The sequence below is a fragment of the Actinomadura roseirufa genome, from assembly GCF_900659635.1.
Classification (GTDB): Bacteria; Actinomycetota; Actinomycetes; order Streptosporangiales; family Streptosporangiaceae; genus Spirillospora; species Spirillospora roseirufa.
Genome location: NZ_CAACVB010000171.1, coordinates 1 through 16738 on the forward strand (window position 1 = coordinate 1; position 16738 = coordinate 16738).

Here is a 16738-nt window from a genome sequence, read left to right on the forward strand (position 1 = left end):
CGTCCAGCGGCGGGTCCGGGTCGCGGGCCGGGACGGTGCCGGAGGGCGCGGGGACCGCGTCGGTGCCGAACGGGGGCCGCCCGCTCGCCGCGAACAGCAGGGTCGACGCCCACGCGAACACGTCCGCGGCCGGGCCGACGCGCCGCCCGGCGGCCTGCTCGGGCGCCATGTAGGCGGGCGTGCCGATGACGTGGCCGACCGTGGTGGCCACCGCGTCCAGGACCCGCGCCACCCCGAAGTCGATCACCCGCGGCCCGGTCGCGCCCATGATGACGTTGGCGGGCTTGAAGTCGCGGTGGACGATCCCGGCGGCGTGCACCGCGGCGAGCGCCGTCGCCGTCCCGATCGCGAGCCGCTCCAGGTCGGCGCCGCGCTGCGGCCCCCGCTCGTGGACGTGCTCGGCGAGCGTGGGGCCCTCCACGTACTCGCTGACGATGTAGAGGCGGTCTCCGGTCACGTCGGCGTCCAGCACCTGGGCCGTGCAGAAGCGCGACACCCGCTTGGCCGCCTCCAGTTCGCGGGCGAACCTGGAGCGGGCCATCGGGCCGTCCACGTGCAGGACCTTGACCGCGACGGGCGGGCCGTCCCCGGCGCGGCCCAGGTAGACCACGCCCTGCCCGCCCGTCCCGAGCCGCGCCTCCAGCCGGTACGCGCCCACGGCCCGGGGGTCGTGATCCTGCAGCGGGCTCGGCATCCGGCCACCTCCAGAGACGGCTGACGGCGGCCATTGTGGGTCAACCGGGCCCGGCGCGGCTACGTGCGCGGGACGGGCCGTAGCATGCGGCTGTGGCGGACATGCGCATCGGCGTGATCGGCGCCGGGATCCTGGGGCTGGCGATCGCACGCCGGCTCGCGGAGACCCGGCCGGACGTGAGGGTGACGGTCCTGGAGAAGGAGGATCGGGTCGCCGCGCACCAGACCGGCCATAACAGCGGCGTCGTCCACGCCGGTCTCTACTACGCCCCCGGCTCGCTGAAGGCGACGCTCTGCCGCCGCGGCGCGGGCCTGCTCAAGGAGTACTGCGCCGGCCACGACCTCCCCTACGAGGAGTGCGGCAAGCTCGTCGTCGCGCGGAACGCGGCCGAGGTCGGCCGCCTGGACGAGATCGAGCGCCGCGCCACCGCCAACGGGGTGCCGGGGCTGCGCCGGCTGGCGGCCGGGGAGATCGGCGAGTTCGAACCGCACGCGGCCGGCGTCGCGGCGCTCCACTCCCCCACGACGGCGATCGTGGACTTCCCCGCCGTCGCGCGGTCGTTCGCCGCCGACGTCGTGAAGGCCGGCGGCGAGGTGCGGCTCGGCGCGGAGGTCCTCGGCCTGCGCCGCGCGGGCGACCGGATCCGCGTGCTCACCGCCCCCGGCCCGGCGGGCGCCCCCGCCGAGACGCGGACCTTCGACCGGCTCGTGGTGTGCGCCGGGCTCCAGTCCGACCGCGTGGCACGGCTGGCGGGCGACTCACCCGGCCCGGCGATCGTGCCGTTCCGCGGCGAGTACTACCGGCTCGTCCCCGAGCGGACGCCCCTGGTCCGCGGCCTGATCTACCCCGTGCCCGACCCGGCCTACCCGTTCCTCGGCGTGCACTTCACCCGCCGCGTGGACGGCGGGGTGGACATCGGCCCGAACGCGGTCCTGGCCCTCGCCAGAGAGGGGTACCGGCGGCGCGACCTCCACCTGGCGGACCTGTGGGAGACCGTCCGCTGGCCCGGGTTCCGCCACCTGGCGCGGCGGCACTGGCGCACCGGCGCGCGCGAGCTGTACGGCTCGGCGCTCAAGCGGGCCTTCGTCGCGGAGGCCCGCACCTTCGTCCCCGAGCTCGCGGGCCGCGACGTGGTGCACGCCCCGTCCGGTGTGCGGGCCCAGGCCGTCGACCCGGACGGCTCCCTGGTCGACGACTTTCGCATAGGCCGCCTGGGTCCCGTCGTCACCATCCGCAACGCGCCGTCTCCGGGGGCGACCTCGTCCCTGGCCATCGCCGAGCACATCACCGACAGGTACCTGGGAGACGGCCCGCACTCCATTGCGTGAGCGTCAGGGCTCCAGCAGGTCGAGGCGGACGGGCAGCCCGTCCCTGGGCGAGGGCAGGGCCGTGGTGTCCAGCGGCCACACGTACCCCTCTGGGACGCTCCAGCGGTAGCGCAGCAGCATCCGGTGCAGGATCGTCTTTACCTGCATGCCCGCGAAGTACAGGCCGATGCACTTGTGCGCGCTGCCCCCGAACGGGGACCACGCGTACTTGTGGATCCTGTCCTCACGCCGTTCCGGGGCGAAGCGGCCGGGGTCGAACCGCTCGGGATCGGGCCACCACTCGGCCATGTAATGGTTGGTGAGCATCGGTACCACCACGGTCGTGCCGGCGGGGACGTGGAACCCGAGGATCGAGGTGTCCTTGACGACCTTGCGGGGCACCGCCGGGACCGGCGCGAGCATCCGCAGCGCCTCCTTCATCACCAGGTCGATGCCGGTCAGCGCGTCCAGGCCGGCGTCGTCCAGGTCCGGGCCGCCCTCGCGCGCCGCCAGCGCCAGCGACTCGTCCCGGAGCCGCTCCTGCCACTCGGGGACCCTGGCCAGGTGGTAGGCCATCGTCGTCAGCGCGATCGTGGTGGTGTCGTGCGCCGCCATCAGCACGAAGATCATGTGGTTGACGACGTCCTCGTCGGTGAACCGGTGGCCGTCGTCGGTCTCGGCGGCGCACAGCGCGGCGAACAGGTCGTCCCCGCCGTCGCGGCGCTTGGCGGGCAGCTGCCGGCGGAAGAACTCCTCCAGCACCGCGCGGGCCCGCAGGCCCCGGTGCCAGCGCAGCCCGGGGACGGGAAAGCGCACGTAGGCCGTCCCGGCGCGGACGGCGTCGGCGAAGGCGCCGTTGACGCGCTCCCGCTCGTCCCCGGCGGGCCCGGCGCCCATGAAGACGTCGGTGGCGAGGTCGAGCGTGAGCCGCTTGAGATGGTCGTACACCCTGAAACCGGGCCCGGGACGCCACGCGGCGATGCCGGCGGCGATGCCGGGCTCCATCGCGTCCAGGTAGGCGCGCAGGCGCGGCCGGGTGAACGCCTGCTGCATGATGCGGCGATGGTGCAGGTGCTCGTCGAAGTCGAGCAGCATGAGGCCGCGGTCGAAGAACGGCCCGACGAAGTAGCTCCACGCCGGGCCGCTCGCGAACGCCTTGTCCCGGTTCACCAGGACGACCTCGGCGGCGTCCGGGCCCTGAACGGTGACGATCCGCTGCCCGAGCAGCCAGCTCCAGGCGACGGGCCCGTACTCCGCGTACCGCTTGCGGGCGTGCTCGAAGGGCCGCCGCATCACCATCAGGGTGTTGCCGATGTAGGGGACGCAGGGCACGCCGGGCACCGCCTTGAGCCCGCTGCCCTCGGGCGGCGGCGCGAGGACCTTCGTCATGACCCCTCCGGGGCGCGGAACACCCGCGCCCCGAGCAGGGTCGCACTCCTCCACCCCACCAGGGTCAGACCGAGGAACGCCAGCGCGACCAGCACGAACGCGAACGCCGTCCCCTGTCCGGACAGGGCCCGCAGCACCATCCCGGCCGCCACGGTCACCGGCCACACCCCGGCTCCGGCGGCCACCGCCGCGGGACGCCGCCAGGCCCGCGTGACCGCCCAGCCGAGGCCGAGACCCGCCAGGAACGGCCAGGCCGTCCCGGCGAACCCGGTCACGCTCGCCGCCTCCTCGTGCGACGCCCGCCCGATTCCCACGAAAACAAGCACACAACAGACGTCCAGCGCCCCAGCACCCAAACTCCGCATACCCAAAGGATATGGAGTATCCGGGAAAGGCGAAGGGCCCCCTGTTCGGCTGTTGAACAGGGGGCCCTCGCATTTGGTAGCGGGGGCAGGATTTGAACCTGCGACCTCTGGGTTATGAGCCCAGCGAGCTACCGAACTGCTCCACCCCGCGGCGATGTCTTAACTCTATGGGGTGCCGATTCCTTGCGCAAACCGGCGAGGAACCAGGCGCGGCCCAGGCGTGAATCCGGCCTTGCGGCACGCGCGCGGGACCCGCGGCCGGATCTCCCTCCCAGCCGCGGGTCCCGGGTGGGGCCTCAGCCCATGTGCGGGTAGCGGTAGTCCGTCGGGGCGACGAAGGTCTCCTTGATGGAGCGCGGCGACGTCCAGCGGAGGAGGTTCAGCACGGACCCGGCCTTGTCGTTGGTGCCCGACGCGCGCGCGCCGCCGAACGGCTGCTGGCCCACGACGGCGCCCGTGGGCTTGTCGTTGACGTAGAAGTTGCCCGCGGCGAAGCGCAGGACCTCCTGGGTGCGCGCCACGGCGGCCCGGTCGTTGGCGATGACCGCGCCGGTCAGCGCGTAGGCCGACACCGACTCCAGCTGGGCGAGAACCTCCTCGTAGCGCTCGTCCTCGTACACGTGGACGCCGAGGATCGGGCCGAAGTACTCGGTCCGGAAGATGTCGTTCTCCGGGTCGTCCGAGACGAGGACGGTCGGGCGGACGAAGTAGCCCACCGAGTCGTCGTAGGTCCCGCCCGCGACGATCTCCACCGAGGGGTCGTCCTTCGCCCGGTCGATCGCGGCCTTGTTCTTGGCGAACGCGCGCTCGTCGATCACCGCGCCGATGAAGTGGGACAGGTCGGCGACGTCGCCCATGGTCAGCCCGTCCACCTCGGCGGCCAGCTCCTCCTTGAAGCCGTTCTCCCAGATGGAGCGGGGGACGTAGGCGCGCGACGCGGCCGAGCACTTCTGCCCCTGGTACTCGAACGCGCCCCGCACGAGCGCGGTCTTCAGGACGGCCGGGTCTGCGGACGGGTGCGCGACGACGAAGTCCTTGCCCCCGGTCTCACCGACGAGCCGCGGGTAGCCGCGGAACTTCTCGATGTTGGCGCCGACGGTCTTCCACAGGTGCTGGAACGTCGCGGTGGAGCCGGTGAAGTGGATCCCGGCGAGGTCGGGGTGCGCGAGGGCCACCTCCGACACGGCGAGGCCGTCGCCCGTCACGAGGTTGATGACGCCCGGTGGCAGCCCGGCCTCCTCCAGCAGCCGCATGATCAGGACGGCGGCGTAGGTCTGCGTCGGCGACGGCTTCCACACGACCACGTTGCCCATCAGCGCGGGCGCGGTGGGGAGGTTCCCGGCGATCGCGGTGAAGTTGAACGGGGTGATCGCGTAGACGAACCCCTCCAGCGGGCGGTGGTCCGACCGGTTCCACACGCCGGGGCTGCTGATGGGCTGCTCGGCGACGACCTGCCGGGCGAAGTGCACGTTGAAGCGCCAGAAGTCGATCAGCTCGCAGGAGCTGTCGATCTCGCCCTGCTGGGCGGTCTTGGACTGCCCGAGCATGGTCGCGGCCAGCAGCCGCTCCCGCCACGGCCCGGCCAGCAGGTCGGCCGCGCGCAGGAAGATCGCGGCCCGGTCGTCCAGCGACAGCGCCCGCCAGGCGGGGGCCGCCGCGAGCGCGGCGGCGATGGCGTCCCGCGCGTCGCCGGCGGTCGCGGTGCCGAAGGTGCCGAGCACGGCGGCGTGCTTGTGCGGCTGCACGACCGCCACCTTCGCCCCGGCGCCCAGCCGCCGCTCGCCGCCGATCGTCATGGGCAGGTCGATCGGCGCGCGCGCCGTCTGCTCGGCGAGCTCGGCCTCCAGCCGGGCCCGCTCGGCGCTGCCGGGCGCGTAGCCGAGCACCGGCTCGTTCACCGGCGTCGGAACAGTGGTCACGGCGTCCATGAAAGGAACCCTCCTGGTCAGCGGGAGACGAACGAACGGAGAAAGAAGACGAGGTTGGCGGGCCGCTCGGCCAGGCGCCGCATGAAGTAGCCGTACCAGTCGGCCCCGTAGGGGACGTAGACGCGCATCCGGTTGGCCTCCGCGATCCGCCGCTGCTCGGCGGCCCGGATCCCGTACAGCATCTGGAACTCGAACGAGTCGGCGGACCGCCCGGCCCGGAGCGCCAGGGTATGCGCGATCTCGATGATGCGCGGGTCGTGGCTGCCGATCATCGGGTAGCCGGAGCCGGCCATGAGCGTCCGCAGGCCCCGCACGTAGGCGCGGTCGATCTCCGGCTTGTTCTGGAAGGCGACGGAGGCGGGCTCGGCGTAGGCGCCCTTGACCAGCCGGACCCGCGACCCCTCGTGCGCCAGGTCGCGCAGGTCGCCCTCGGTGCGTCGCAGCATCGCCTGGATGGCGACGCCGGCCCACGGGAAGTCCGCCCGGAGCTTGCCGAGGATCTCCAGGGTCGAGTCGACGGTCGTGTGGTCCTCCATGTCGAGCGTGACCGTGATCCCGGCCTTCGCCGCGGCGGCGCAGATCGCGCGGGCGTTGTCCAACGCGAGGTCGCCCGGCAGCGCCTGGCCGAGCGCCGACAGCTTCACCGAGGCGTCGGCACCCTCGTTGAGGCCGTGCTCCTCGAAGGCCGTGAACAGCTCCAGGTAGGCGTCCCGGGTCGCGTCGGCCTGCGCCCGCTCCGTCGTGTCCTCACCGAGGTGGTCGAGGGTGACGCGCAGCCCGTCCGAGGTCAGCTCCCGGACGGCGCGGACGGCCGACGCGAGGTCCTCCCCGGCCACGAACCGGTCGACGACCCCCCGGGTCAGGGGCACCGTGGTGACCAGGCCGCGCATCCGGCCGCTGCGCGCGGCGGCGAGGAGAAGAGGACTGAGCATGGGGACCTCCTACGACGATGGGCACTCCGCACGTTAGGAGCGATCCATCCCCATCTCGTATAGTCAGGTGCCACTTTCACGAAGCCACTTCTTCATACAGATGTCACAGGGACGACCATGGCTCACGACCTTCAGGAGATCGTGGAGTTGGCGGCCGACCTCCTGGGCGCCCCGGCCACCCTGGAGGACCGCGACTTCCACCTCGTCGCCTACGCGGCCCACGGCGACACGATCGACCCCGTCCGGATGGAGTCGATCCTGCACCGCCGCGCGACCGAGGCGGTCCGCACCCGGTTCGAGCGGCACGGCATCGCCCGCGCCACCGGGCCCGTCCGCATCCCGGCCGACGTCACGATCGGCCAGCTCGGCCGGCTGTGCCTGCCCGCGCGCTGGAACAACGTCACCTACGGCTACCTGTGGCTGCTGGACGACAAGGAGCGCGTCTCCGCCGCCCAGGCCGCCCAGGCGATGCCGCTGTGCGAGCGCGCCGGGCTGCTGATGGCCCGCCGCGCCCGCGAGCGCGACGACCTCGGCTGGAAGATCGCCGACCTGCTGTCCGCGCAGCCGGACGCGCGCGCCCAGGCCGCGAGCGACCTGGCCGAGGCCGGTGCCCTGGACCCACCGCTGGCCGTCGCCGTGCTGCGCACGCAGAGCCCCGAGCCGCTGAACCCGTGGCTGCTGCCCCATTCGGTCCTGACGACGGTCTGGCAGGGCGACCACGTCCTGGTGATCCCGTCCGCCACGTCCCCCCAGGCGATCACGGACCGCGCCCGCCGGGTCCTGGAGGAGCGCAACGTGCCCGTCCAGGCGGGCCTCTGCACGTCCTGCCCGACCTTGGAGCACGTCCACGAGGGCTGGCTGCGCGCCCGTGTGGCCGCCCGCACGGCCCTCCCCGGCGAGACCCGCGACTGGACGACCCTGGGCGCCCTCCGCCTCCTGCGCGCCGCCGGCGACGACTCCCTGATCCAGGCCACCCGCACCCCGGGCACCGACCGCCTACTCCAACACCCGGACCTGACGACCACGGCCCGCACCTACCTGGACCACGCCGGCAACGTCCAGAAAACCGCCCAATCCCTCAACATCCACCGCCAGACCCTCTACCACCGCCTGCGCCGCATAGAAGACCTGACGGCCCTCTCCCTGACCAACGGCCAAGACCGCCTGACCCTCCACCTAGCCCTAACCCTGACCCCCCACCTCCCCGAGTAGGTCACCGCAGCGAAGCCGCCGAGACCTGTGCCCGTGCCACCTCCCCAGCCCGCAGCAGCGGCGGCGACAGCAACCACGCGGGCCCCCGCCGGTACAGCGCCGCGGGCCGGCCCGCATCGAGGATCCTCCGTTCGCCGGTGGTCTCCAGGAACTGCTCGGCCCGGGTGACCTTCCGTCGGAAGTTGCTCGGATCGAGCACGACCCCCCACACGGCCTCGTAGACCTCTCGCAGGTCGGCGATGGTGAACGGCTCAGGGCAGAAGGCCGCCGCCACGGTCGTGTACTCGAGTTGCGACCGCGCCCGCTCGAGCGCCTCGCGAAGGATGACCTCGTGGTCGAACGCGAGCGGAACCTCTCCGCCGAGCACCGGTAGAACCGCCTCCCATCGCGCCGCACGGGCATCGGTGCCCGCCATCGGCACGGGCATGTCCGGGCCGAGCGCCAGGTAGGCGACCGTGATGACCCGCCCCCGGGGGTCCCGTCCCGGATCGCCATAGGTGCGCACCTGCTCCAGATGCAGCCGACGCCCGTCGAGCCCCGTCTCTTCGGCCAGTTCCCGCAGAGCGGCCTCATCGAGGGTCTCTCCCTTCCGTACGTATCCGCCGGGCAGCGCCGCGCGCCCGAGGAACGGCTCCTTCCCTCGCTCGATCAAGAGCACATGGAGCTGACCTCCGCGAATCGTGAAGATCACCAAATCCACGGTCACCGCGACCGGCTCGCGCTCGTGCACGCCCGCCCCCTAAAGGTTGCATTGACTTTAAATCGTGCACCACTTAAGGTCATGCATACCAAAAACGAGGGCGGGGGACGGCATGGGCGGCCGACCGGTGTCACTGACCAAGGACTCGACGGCACGAGCCGACGATGGCGCCGAGACGACGCGGCACCTGTGCGCGGCGACCTACCTCGATCGCGGCTTCCGCGACATGATCATCACCAAGGTCCTCGCCGACCACCGGCACCGCGTGGCCCCGTCCTACGGGTTCGACCTGGTGGCGGTCACCGCCCACGCGTGGCGCGCATGGCGTCTGGACGCGGTGAAGCACGCCTGCGTTCTCACCGTCCTCGCCGTCACGGCGGCCGGTAGTCCCGCGGCCGTGGTCGCCGCGATCTGCGGGGCGGTCCTGCCCTGGCTGGTATGCCGCACCGCGGTGCTCGCCCCCCAAGTACTGACACTGAAGGCGAAACTCAAAGTCGTCCAGTTCCTACGCAAACACGCGACCATCGGAGAACTCGAGGATTCCAACCGCCTACAGGAACGCCTACAGCTGCTCAAGCTCGCCACCAGCGGTTGCGTGGTCGCGTCAGCGGTCCCGGTCGTGGCGGCCGGTGCCGATGGAACGCCCTTATCCCAGGCCCTGGCCAGGGCGGGGATCGCGATGGCCCTGATGGTCATCGCGATCGCCCTGGTCTCCTGCGCCCGATACCGGGCGATCACCACGACGCGGACGGGCCACAGCCTGCGCCCGCGCCGCCTCGACCGGCGGCTCCGCGCCATCGAACTCCAGCAGAACGATCATGTCGTGGTCTATCGCAGGCCCGAGCCCCGCAAAGGGGACGGCAGGCGCACCGACGCCGAGGACGACGGGCCTGGTTTCTTCGTCGGCAGTGGCCGGCTGGTGCACCGCTGGCTGCCTCCTCTGGCGATCCAGTTGGTCCGTCCGAAGAGCACGCTTCCGGCCGCCGACGAACCGGACGCCCTGACCCGCCGCGAGTACCGGAAGCCGCCATTCGACGCCCATGAGCTGGTGCGCCATCTCATCAGGACGATGCAGCCGATCGGGCATAGCTCGGATCGGAGCCGCCTGCCCGGCTACCGGATCAACCAGCGGGTGTTCGTGGCCGAGGCGGACGCGCCCTTCGCGGGCGAGCAGATCCGTGCCGGGCTGGGTCTCCACGCCCTGCCGCAGATCATTAACGAGCCGCACGGCCCCCTTCAGCACTTCCTCGAGATACGCGTCACCTCTTCCGGAGAACTGGTCACCACGGTCTTCCTGCGCGTCACGGTCAAGGGCCGCTCGCTCAGCCTCGACTTCGCCGCCTGCGCCCTGCCGAGAACGCCCCCGGAGTTCGAGCGCTTCGCCCGGCCCACCCAAGCGGGAAGGGCGACGCTGGTCCGCGACGTCCTGCTCGATCTCCGCCGCCTCCACGTCGAACTGGGGTGTACATGGCAGATTCTCCGGGCACCCGGGACCCTCCTCCGGGTGGCCCGAGCACGCCGGAGTCAGGGCCCGGCACCGGTGACCGCGCCCCAGTTGAGCATCCGGGAAGAAGTGGCGGCCGAGTGGGACCGGGCCGACTTCGACAAGCCGACGATCCTCGACCAGATGAAGATCCTCGAACTTCGTCTGCTGGAGACGACGAAGGACTTCCTGAGAAGCCACAACGTCGACACGTCCGCCTTCGAGAAACGCGCGGAGACCATCATCAGCGCGAGCGTGCTCAACATGGGCGGCCATATGGAGATCCGAGACTCGGCCATCGGAGACGGCGCCCAGGTCAACCGGAACACCCCCGTCATGGAAGGAGCACAATCGTGAACAAGACCCCTCGTGTCAACGGAATCCTGAACACCGGTGGCACCATGGCCGTGACCAACTCGGCCGTCGGGAACAGGCCGACCGTCAATCTGGGCACCTCGGCGGAGCACAGGGGCGGGGCTCGGCCGCAGCACACCGACGTCGGAATCATCACCGTCCTCGGGGTGGAGACCAACGCCGTCAGGCTGGCCCTCGGGCTCCAGGAGACGCCCGTCGGCGCGCTGCGCTTCTACACGGGCGCTTGCGGGGGCCTCAAGATCGCTGCGATCCGCGCTCTGGCGCAGGGCCAGCGCTCCGCGATGGCCGCCTATGAGAATCTGCGCCGTCACTTTGATCCGAAAATCATGGTCCTCGCGGGCATAGGGGGCGGAATACACGGCGACGTCGCGGTGGGCGACGTCGTGGTGGCCACCCGGGTCGTTTACTACGACCTCCGGAAGAAGACGCCGGAGGGCACTCACAGGCGTGGAGAGGAACGCGAGACGTCGGCGGCGGTCGGCCACGCGATCAACGCGTTCTTCACCGACCATGATCCGGCCGAGTTTCCCGTGGAGGATCCGGGTGGGACGCGTCGTGACCTGCGCATGTTCCACGGCCCCATCGGCTCTGGTGAGGCGGTGGTCGCCGACGGCGAGGCCGACGTCGTCCGCTACCTGGCCTCCTTCAACAACAAGATCCTCGCGCTGGACATGGAGGCGGGCGGTCTCAGCCAGGTCACCCACGAGCACTCCGCCGATACGGGCCGCCTCCACGGTTGGGTGGTCGTCCGCGGTATCTCCGACACCGCGGACGCGTCCAAAGACGACGCCCACCACCGCACAGCGTCATGGCATGCCGCCGTGGCCCTGGGGAAGCTCATCCCCTACCTGAAGACACCTGCCCTCCCACAAGAAGCTCACTGACCCCAGACCGCCGAGCCCCAAGAAGCCGAGCCGAGCAACAAGCTCAGCCACAGGGGGGCGAGGGGCGGAGCCCCAGAGGGGGTGTGGGGGCGGAGCCCTCATATCGGGGGGTCCGGGGGGTCGTCCCCCCGGGAATGGCGAAGGGTCCCCTTGGGGAGCGGCTGAAAGCCGCGACCAAGAGGACCCTAGGGACCAGTAGCGGGGGCAGGATTTGAACCTGCGACCTCTGGGTTATGAGCCCAGCGAGCTACCGAACTGCTCCACCCCGCGGTGATGTCTTAACTCTAGGGCATCGGGAGGGTGCGTCCAAATCGGTTTACTTCGAGCAGGCGGGGATGTCGCCCTTGCCGCTGGTGAGGGCGTTGATGGACTGGACGGCGCCGTGGAGGGTGTCGGCGCGGACGAGGCGGAGGCCGCCGGGGCGGGCGGAGAGGGCGTCGGCGCAGTTCCTGCGGGGGGTGAGGAAGACGGTGGCGCCGGCGCGGCGGGCGGCGATCATCTTCTGCTGGATGCCGCCGATGGGGCCGACCTCGCCCTCGGGGGTGATGGTGCCGGTGCCGGCGATGAAGGTGCCGCCGGTGAGGGGGCCGGGGGTGAGCTTGTCGACGATGGCGAGGGAGAACATGAGGCCGGCGCTGGGGCCGCCGATGTCGCCGACGCTGATGTCGATCTTGAAGGGGAACTTGTACTGGTCGGCGAGGACGACGCCGACGACGGCGCGTTTGCCGGTGGGGTCGGCGACGGTGGTGAGCGTGATCTTCTCTTCCCTGCCCGCGCGCCGGACGGTGAGGGCGGCGGAGTCGCCGATCTTGCGCTTGGCCATGGTGCCGGTGACCTGGGAGACGCTGGTGACCTTGGCGCCGTCGAGGGCGGTGATCTCGTCGCCGGGCTTGAGCCGGCCGTCGGCGGGCTTGCCCTTCTGGACGCCGTCGACGACGACCTGGGTGGCGATGGGGATGCCGAGCTCGTGCAGGGCGGCGGCCTCGGCGCTCTGCTGGGAGTCCTGCATCTGGCGGGTGTTCTCCTGGTCGACCTGCTGCTGCGACTCGTTCTTGGGGAAGATCGTCTCTTCGGGGACGATCGCGGTGTCCTTGGCGAGCCAGCCGCGCAGGGCGGTGAACAGGTCGATGCGGCCGCCGGGTCCGCCGCGGTAGGTGACGGTGGTGAAGTTGAGGTGGCCGCCGTCGGGGTAGGTCTGCCGCCCCTCGATGCGGATGAGGGGCTGGCCCTTGTCGTTGGTGCCGAGGGTGTTGCTCGTCGGGCCGGGCATCAGCGCGACGTAGGGCACGGGCATGAGGGAGCCCACGAGGGCCAGCGCGAAGACGAGCACGCTCGCGACGGTGAGCGTGGCGGCACGACGAGACATGCCGGAAACTCTATGCGGATCGGGGGCCTCGGCCGTCCCTGACCCACGTGCCGGTCTCCGCCGGGCGGAGGTCAGCAGGCGCCGACCCATTCGTCGCCGCCGTCGGCGAAGGTCTGGTGCTTCCAGATGGGCACCTGGGCCTTGAGGTCGTCGATGAGGCGGCGGCAGGCCGCGAACGCCTCGGCGCGGTGCGGGCAGGCCGCGGCGACGACGACGGCGTGGTCGCCGATGTCGAGGTCGCCGACGCGGTGCAGGGCGGCGAGGGCGCGGACGGGAAGGTCCGCGGCGATCTTCTCCATGACCGCGCGGAGCTCCCGCTCGACGGTGGGGTGGGCGCTGTAGGACAGCCCGCGGACGGCTCTGGCGTGGTCGTGGTCGCGGACGGTGCCGATGAACACGGCGGTGCCGCCGGCGGCGGGGTCGCCGACGGCGGCGAGCACCTCGTCGACCGACAGGGGGGCGTCGCGGACGCCGACCAGCCTGATGACGTCGATGGTGCCGCCGGCGGCACTGTCATGGCTCACGTCCCGCAGGCTACCTCTCCGGTGCCCGGCCCGGTTCGTCCGGTTCGAAGGTGGCGGCGAGGGCGTCGGAGAGGGCGGGGACGAGGTCGGGTCCGGTGAGGATCTCGTCGTCGCCGTCGTGGCGGCGCAGCCGCAGCGCGGAGTGCCGGCCGCCGTCGCGCAGGACGCCGACGACCATGCGGACGTCCTCGCGGCGGGGGTGGGCGGCGGCGAACGCGGCGGCCTCGGCCTCGTCGTCGGGGATCTCCTGTTCGGCGTCCGGCGGCAGGACGACGCGTTCGATGACCAGCGCGCAGCCGGTGACCGTGTCCGGCCAGGCGATGGTGGCGAGCGCGTCCTCGACGGCGGCCTGCTCGGGCAGCCCGGGCTGTTCGAGGGCGGCGAGGGTGTCGGCGCCCGGGGCGAGGCCGAGCTGCTCGGCGAGCTCGGGTTCGGCGGCGCGCAGCTCGGTGCTGCGGACGAGCGCGTAGAGGCAGGGCGGCGCGTCCCAGTCCCGCTGGGACCAGTGCCGTTCGAGATCGAGGACGACTTCTTCGAGGAGGCTCACGGGGCCATCTTTCCCCCAATGGGCTTGGGGAAGTGCGGGAACCCCCCGCCCAGTCGGTAGGTTGCATACAGCACCGGCGGGCCGCCGGTGGGCGAGATCTCGATCGGAGGGGCCCTTGACCTTCCGGACTCCCGGCTTCGGGCGCCGGCTCGGCAGCGGACGGACCCGGCTGGTGCTGCCGGTGCTCGTGGTCCTGGCGGCGGTGCTGATCGGCTTCCTGGTGTTCGACGCGGTGTACACCGATCTGCTGTGGTACCGGTCGGTGGGCTTCTCGTCGGTGTACACGACCAGATGGCAGGCCCGGCTGGTGCTCTTCTTCGGGGCGGGGCTGCTGATGGCCCTGGTGGTGGGCGCGAACGTGGTGGTCGCCTACCGGCTGCGCCCGGCGTACCGGCCGCTGTCGGTGGAGCAGCAGGGGCTGGAGCGGTACCGGTCGGTGATCGATCCGCGGCGGCGGCTGATCTCGGTGGTCCTGCTGGGGCTGCTGGGCGTGCTGACGGGTTCGTCGGTGGCGGGACGGTGGCAGGTCTGGCTGGCGTTCCTGCACCGGACCTCGTTCCACGTGAAGGATCCGCAGTTCCACAAGGACATCTCGTTCTACGTGTTCACGTATCCCTTCCTGCGGCTGGTCCTCGGCGTGGTGTTCGCGACCGTGATCCTGTCGTTCCTGGCCGCGGTGATGGTGCACTACCTGTACGGGGGGTTGCGGCTGCAGGGGCCGGGCGACAAGGCGAGCCCGCCCGCGCGCGCCCACCTGTCGGTGCTCGCGGGGCTGTTCGTCCTGCTGAAGGCGTTCGCGTACTGGTTCGACCGGTACGGGCTGGTGCACTCGGAGCGCGGCGCGACGACGGGGGCGTCCTACACGGACGTGAACGCGCTGCTGCCCGCCAAGACGATCCTGGCGGTCATCGCGCTGATCTGCGCGGTGATGTTCGTCAGCAACCTGCTGCGCCGCGGGATGATGCTGCCCGGCGTGGGGTTCACGCTGCTGGTGCTGTCGGCGGTGCTGCTCGGCGGGGTGTACCCGCTGCTGATCCAGCAGTTCCAGGTCAAGCCGGACGAGCTGGCCAAGGAGCGCGCCTACATCGCGCGCAACATCGCGGCGACCCGGCAGGCGTACGGGGTCGACGGGGCGGCCGTCCGGCAGTACGGGGCGCAGCCGGTGAGCGACCCGAAGCAGCTGCGGACCGAGGGCGAGAAGCTCGGCGGGGTCCGGCTCCTCGACCCGAACGTGGTCGGCAAGACGTTCGAGCAGAGCCAGCAGTTCCGGCCCTTCTACAAGTTCCCCGACATCCTGGACGTCGATCGCTACATGGTCGACGGGAAGATGACCGACACGGTCGTCGGGCTGCGGGAGCTGTCCGGTCCGCCGTCGGGCCAGCAGAGCTGGGTGAACGACCGGATGGTCTACACCCACGGCTACGGGTTCGTCTCGGCCTACGGCGATCACATCGCGCCGGGGGGGCTGCCCGACTTCATCACCGGGAAGATGCCCGTCCCTCCCGGTGAGCGCATCCGGGTCGACCACCCGCAGATCTATTTCGGGGAGAACTCCCCCGAGTACTCGATCGTCGGCGGAAGCGGCCAGCAGGAGTTCGACTACCCCGACCAGAGCCCGGCGAGGCAGCACAGCACCACCTACGGCGGCTCCGGGGGCGTCCGGGTCGACTCGTTCTTCCGCAAGCTCCTGTTCTCGACGAAGTTCAAGGACAAGAACCTCCTGTTGTCAGGGGCGATCAACAACAAGGCGAAGGTCCTCTACAACCGGACGCCCCGCGAGATGGTGCACCGCGCCGCGCCCTGGCTGACGCTGGACGGCGACCCGTATCCGGCCGTGGTGAACGGCCGCGTCCTGTGGCTCCTGGACGGCTACACCACGTCCAACGGGTACCCGTACTCGGAGCGGATGAGCATCGGCGAGGCCACCCACGACACGATCACCGAGACGCGGTCGGCGGTCACCCGGCAGGCCGACGACCACATCAACTACATCCGCAACTCGGTGAAGGCCACGGTCGACGCCTACGACGGCTCCGTCACGCTCTACCAGTGGGACGCCAAGGACCCGATCCTGAAGACGTGGATGAAGGTGTTCAAGAACACCGTCCAGCCGTACGAGAGCATCCCGCCGGAGCTGCGGGAGCACTTCCGTTACCCGCAGGACCTGTTCAAGGTCCAGCGGAAGATCCTTTCCAGGTACCACGTGACGGATCCGGCGGCGTTCTACAGCGGCGAGGGCTTCTGGGAGGTGCCGCAGGACCCGGCCGCGCCGGGCAAGCGCCAGCCGCCGTACTACCAGACGCTGGCGATGCCGGACGGCGGCGGCGAGCGGTTCTCGCTGACCACGGTGTTCAACCCGCGCGACAACGCCGCCCTCGCCGCGTTCATGTCCGTCGACTCCAGCCCCGGGGGCTACGGCCGCATCCAGATCCTGGAGATGCCGCGCAACGCGCAGTCCGGGTCGAGCCAGGTCCAGAACGGCTTCGACACGCAGGTCAAGAACGACTTCTACGCGCTGAAACAGGGCACGCGGACGGTCATCGGCAACATGCTCACGATCCCCTTCGCGGGCGGCCTGCTGTACGTGGAGCCGGTCTATGTCAAGTCGACCGGCAAGAACTCCTTTCCGCAGCTGGGGAAGGTCCTGGTGCAGTTCGGCGGGCAGCTCGCCTCCGCCGACACGTGGGAGGAGGCCCGCGACCACATCCTCGGCGGCGCGGGGACGGGATCACCGGTGACGCCGGTGCCGGGCGGGCAGCTCAACGACGCGGCGCGCCGGGCGATCGCCCAGCTCCAGGAGGCCGTCGGCGCCTACGAGAAGGCCCAGAAGGCGGGGGACTATCCCGCCATGGGCGAGGCGTGGACGCGGATCAAGCAGGCCAGGGACGCGCTGGCGGCCGCCCAGCAGGCCAAGCCGGGGGCTCCGGCGCCGGTCCCGTCGGGGTCGCCGTCGCCGTCGGGGTCGCCGTCCCCGTCCGGATCGCCGCCGGCCGCCGGCCCGACGAGCTGACCCACCGGGCGCCGCCGGGCCG

Annotated in this window: 14 protein-coding genes and 2 tRNA genes; 5 read left to right on the forward strand and 11 right to left on the reverse strand. The window is 71.4% G+C overall.

Annotation, left to right across the window (positions count from 1 at the left end; translation table 11 throughout):
* A partial coding sequence (locus E1291_RS28545; RefSeq protein WP_131741176.1) for a serine/threonine-protein kinase occupies positions 1 to 694 on the reverse strand: 694 nt, incomplete at its 3' end.
* A gap of 101 nt (positions 695 to 795) precedes the next feature.
* Here E1291_RS28545 and lhgD point away from each other — a divergent pair.
* Complete coding sequence (gene lhgD / locus E1291_RS28550) at positions 796 to 2022, forward strand: L-2-hydroxyglutarate dehydrogenase (protein ID WP_131741187.1); 1227 nt, start codon at positions 796 to 798, stop codon at positions 2020 to 2022.
* Between the two features lie 3 nt (positions 2023 to 2025).
* On the opposite strand, the gene E1291_RS28555 is transcribed toward lhgD, so the two are convergent.
* The 5 genes from E1291_RS28555 to E1291_RS28575 all read right to left on the reverse strand — a co-directional run bounded on the left by E1291_RS28555 (position 2026) and on the right by E1291_RS28575 (position 6615).
* Positions 2026 to 3390 carry a cytochrome P450 gene (locus E1291_RS28555; protein WP_131741177.1) on the reverse strand — a complete coding sequence of 455 codons (1365 nt, stop codon included), beginning with the start codon at positions 3388 to 3390 and terminating at the stop codon, positions 2026 to 2028.
* Positions 3387 to 3755, reverse strand: coding sequence for a DUF3054 domain-containing protein (locus E1291_RS28560; RefSeq protein ID WP_131741178.1), 369 nt, complete (start codon positions 3753 to 3755; stop codon positions 3387 to 3389). The genes E1291_RS28555 and E1291_RS28560 overlap by 4 nt, the downstream gene beginning before the upstream one ends.
* 74 nt (positions 3756 to 3829) lie before the next feature.
* A tRNA-Met gene (locus tag E1291_RS28565) sits at positions 3830 to 3906 on the reverse strand.
* Positions 3907 to 4051: 145 nt separating this feature from the next.
* Positions 4052 to 5683 carry an L-glutamate gamma-semialdehyde dehydrogenase gene (gene pruA, locus E1291_RS28570; RefSeq protein ID WP_131741179.1) on the reverse strand — a complete coding sequence of 544 codons (1632 nt, stop codon included), beginning with the start codon at positions 5681 to 5683 and terminating at the stop codon, positions 4052 to 4054.
* Between the two features lie 17 nt (positions 5684 to 5700).
* Positions 5701 to 6615 (reverse strand): proline dehydrogenase family protein, encoded by a 915-nt coding sequence (locus E1291_RS28575; protein WP_131741180.1) that lies wholly within the window; start codon positions 6613 to 6615, stop codon positions 5701 to 5703.
* A 117-nt stretch (positions 6616 to 6732) separates the two neighbouring features.
* Here E1291_RS28575 and E1291_RS44740 point away from each other — a divergent pair, with 117 nt between their 5' ends.
* The gene (locus E1291_RS44740) at positions 6733 to 7827 is read left to right on the forward strand and encodes a PucR family transcriptional regulator (protein WP_131741181.1); all 1095 of its coding nucleotides are present in this window, start codon (positions 6733 to 6735) and stop codon (positions 7825 to 7827) included.
* Between the two features lies 1 nt (position 7828).
* Here E1291_RS44740 and E1291_RS28585 read toward each other — a convergent pair whose 3' ends face one another.
* Positions 7829 to 8557, reverse strand: coding sequence for an NUDIX domain-containing protein (locus tag E1291_RS28585; protein WP_242614427.1), 729 nt, complete (start codon positions 8555 to 8557; stop codon positions 7829 to 7831).
* Positions 8558 to 8654: 97 nt separating this feature from the next.
* Between E1291_RS28585 and E1291_RS28590 the strand changes: the two genes are divergently transcribed.
* The gene (locus E1291_RS28590; protein ID WP_131741182.1) at positions 8655 to 10367 is read left to right on the forward strand and encodes an AbeC-like domain-containing protein; all 1713 of its coding nucleotides are present in this window, start codon (positions 8655 to 8657) and stop codon (positions 10365 to 10367) included.
* Complete coding sequence (locus E1291_RS28595) at positions 10364 to 11269, forward strand: 5'-methylthioadenosine/S-adenosylhomocysteine nucleosidase family protein (RefSeq protein WP_242614428.1); 906 nt, start codon at positions 10364 to 10366, stop codon at positions 11267 to 11269. Before E1291_RS28590 ends, E1291_RS28595 begins: the two co-directional genes overlap by 4 nt.
* Before the next feature lie 196 nt (positions 11270 to 11465).
* Here the strand turns inward: E1291_RS28595 and E1291_RS28600 are convergent.
* The 4 genes from E1291_RS28600 to E1291_RS28615 form a co-directional block, all read right to left on the reverse strand.
* A tRNA-Met gene (locus tag E1291_RS28600) sits at positions 11466 to 11539 on the reverse strand.
* A 46-nt stretch (positions 11540 to 11585) separates the two neighbouring features.
* Positions 11586 to 12635 carry a YlbL family protein gene (locus tag E1291_RS28605; protein WP_131741183.1) on the reverse strand — a complete coding sequence of 350 codons (1050 nt, stop codon included), beginning with the start codon at positions 12633 to 12635 and terminating at the stop codon, positions 11586 to 11588.
* A 71-nt stretch (positions 12636 to 12706) separates the two neighbouring features.
* Positions 12707 to 13129 (reverse strand): molybdenum cofactor biosynthesis protein MoaE, encoded by a 423-nt coding sequence (locus E1291_RS28610; RefSeq protein WP_207400990.1) that lies wholly within the window; start codon positions 13127 to 13129, stop codon positions 12707 to 12709.
* A gap of 40 nt (positions 13130 to 13169) precedes the next feature.
* Positions 13170 to 13706, reverse strand: coding sequence for a PPA1309 family protein (locus E1291_RS28615; protein ID WP_131741185.1), 537 nt, complete (start codon positions 13704 to 13706; stop codon positions 13170 to 13172).
* 115 nt (positions 13707 to 13821) lie between these two features.
* On the opposite strand from E1291_RS28615, the gene E1291_RS28620 reads away from it, so the two are divergent.
* Positions 13822 to 16716, forward strand: coding sequence for a UPF0182 family membrane protein (locus tag E1291_RS28620; RefSeq protein WP_131741186.1), 2895 nt, complete (start codon positions 13822 to 13824; stop codon positions 16714 to 16716).
* The last annotated feature ends 22 nt before the right edge of the window (positions 16717 to 16738 follow it).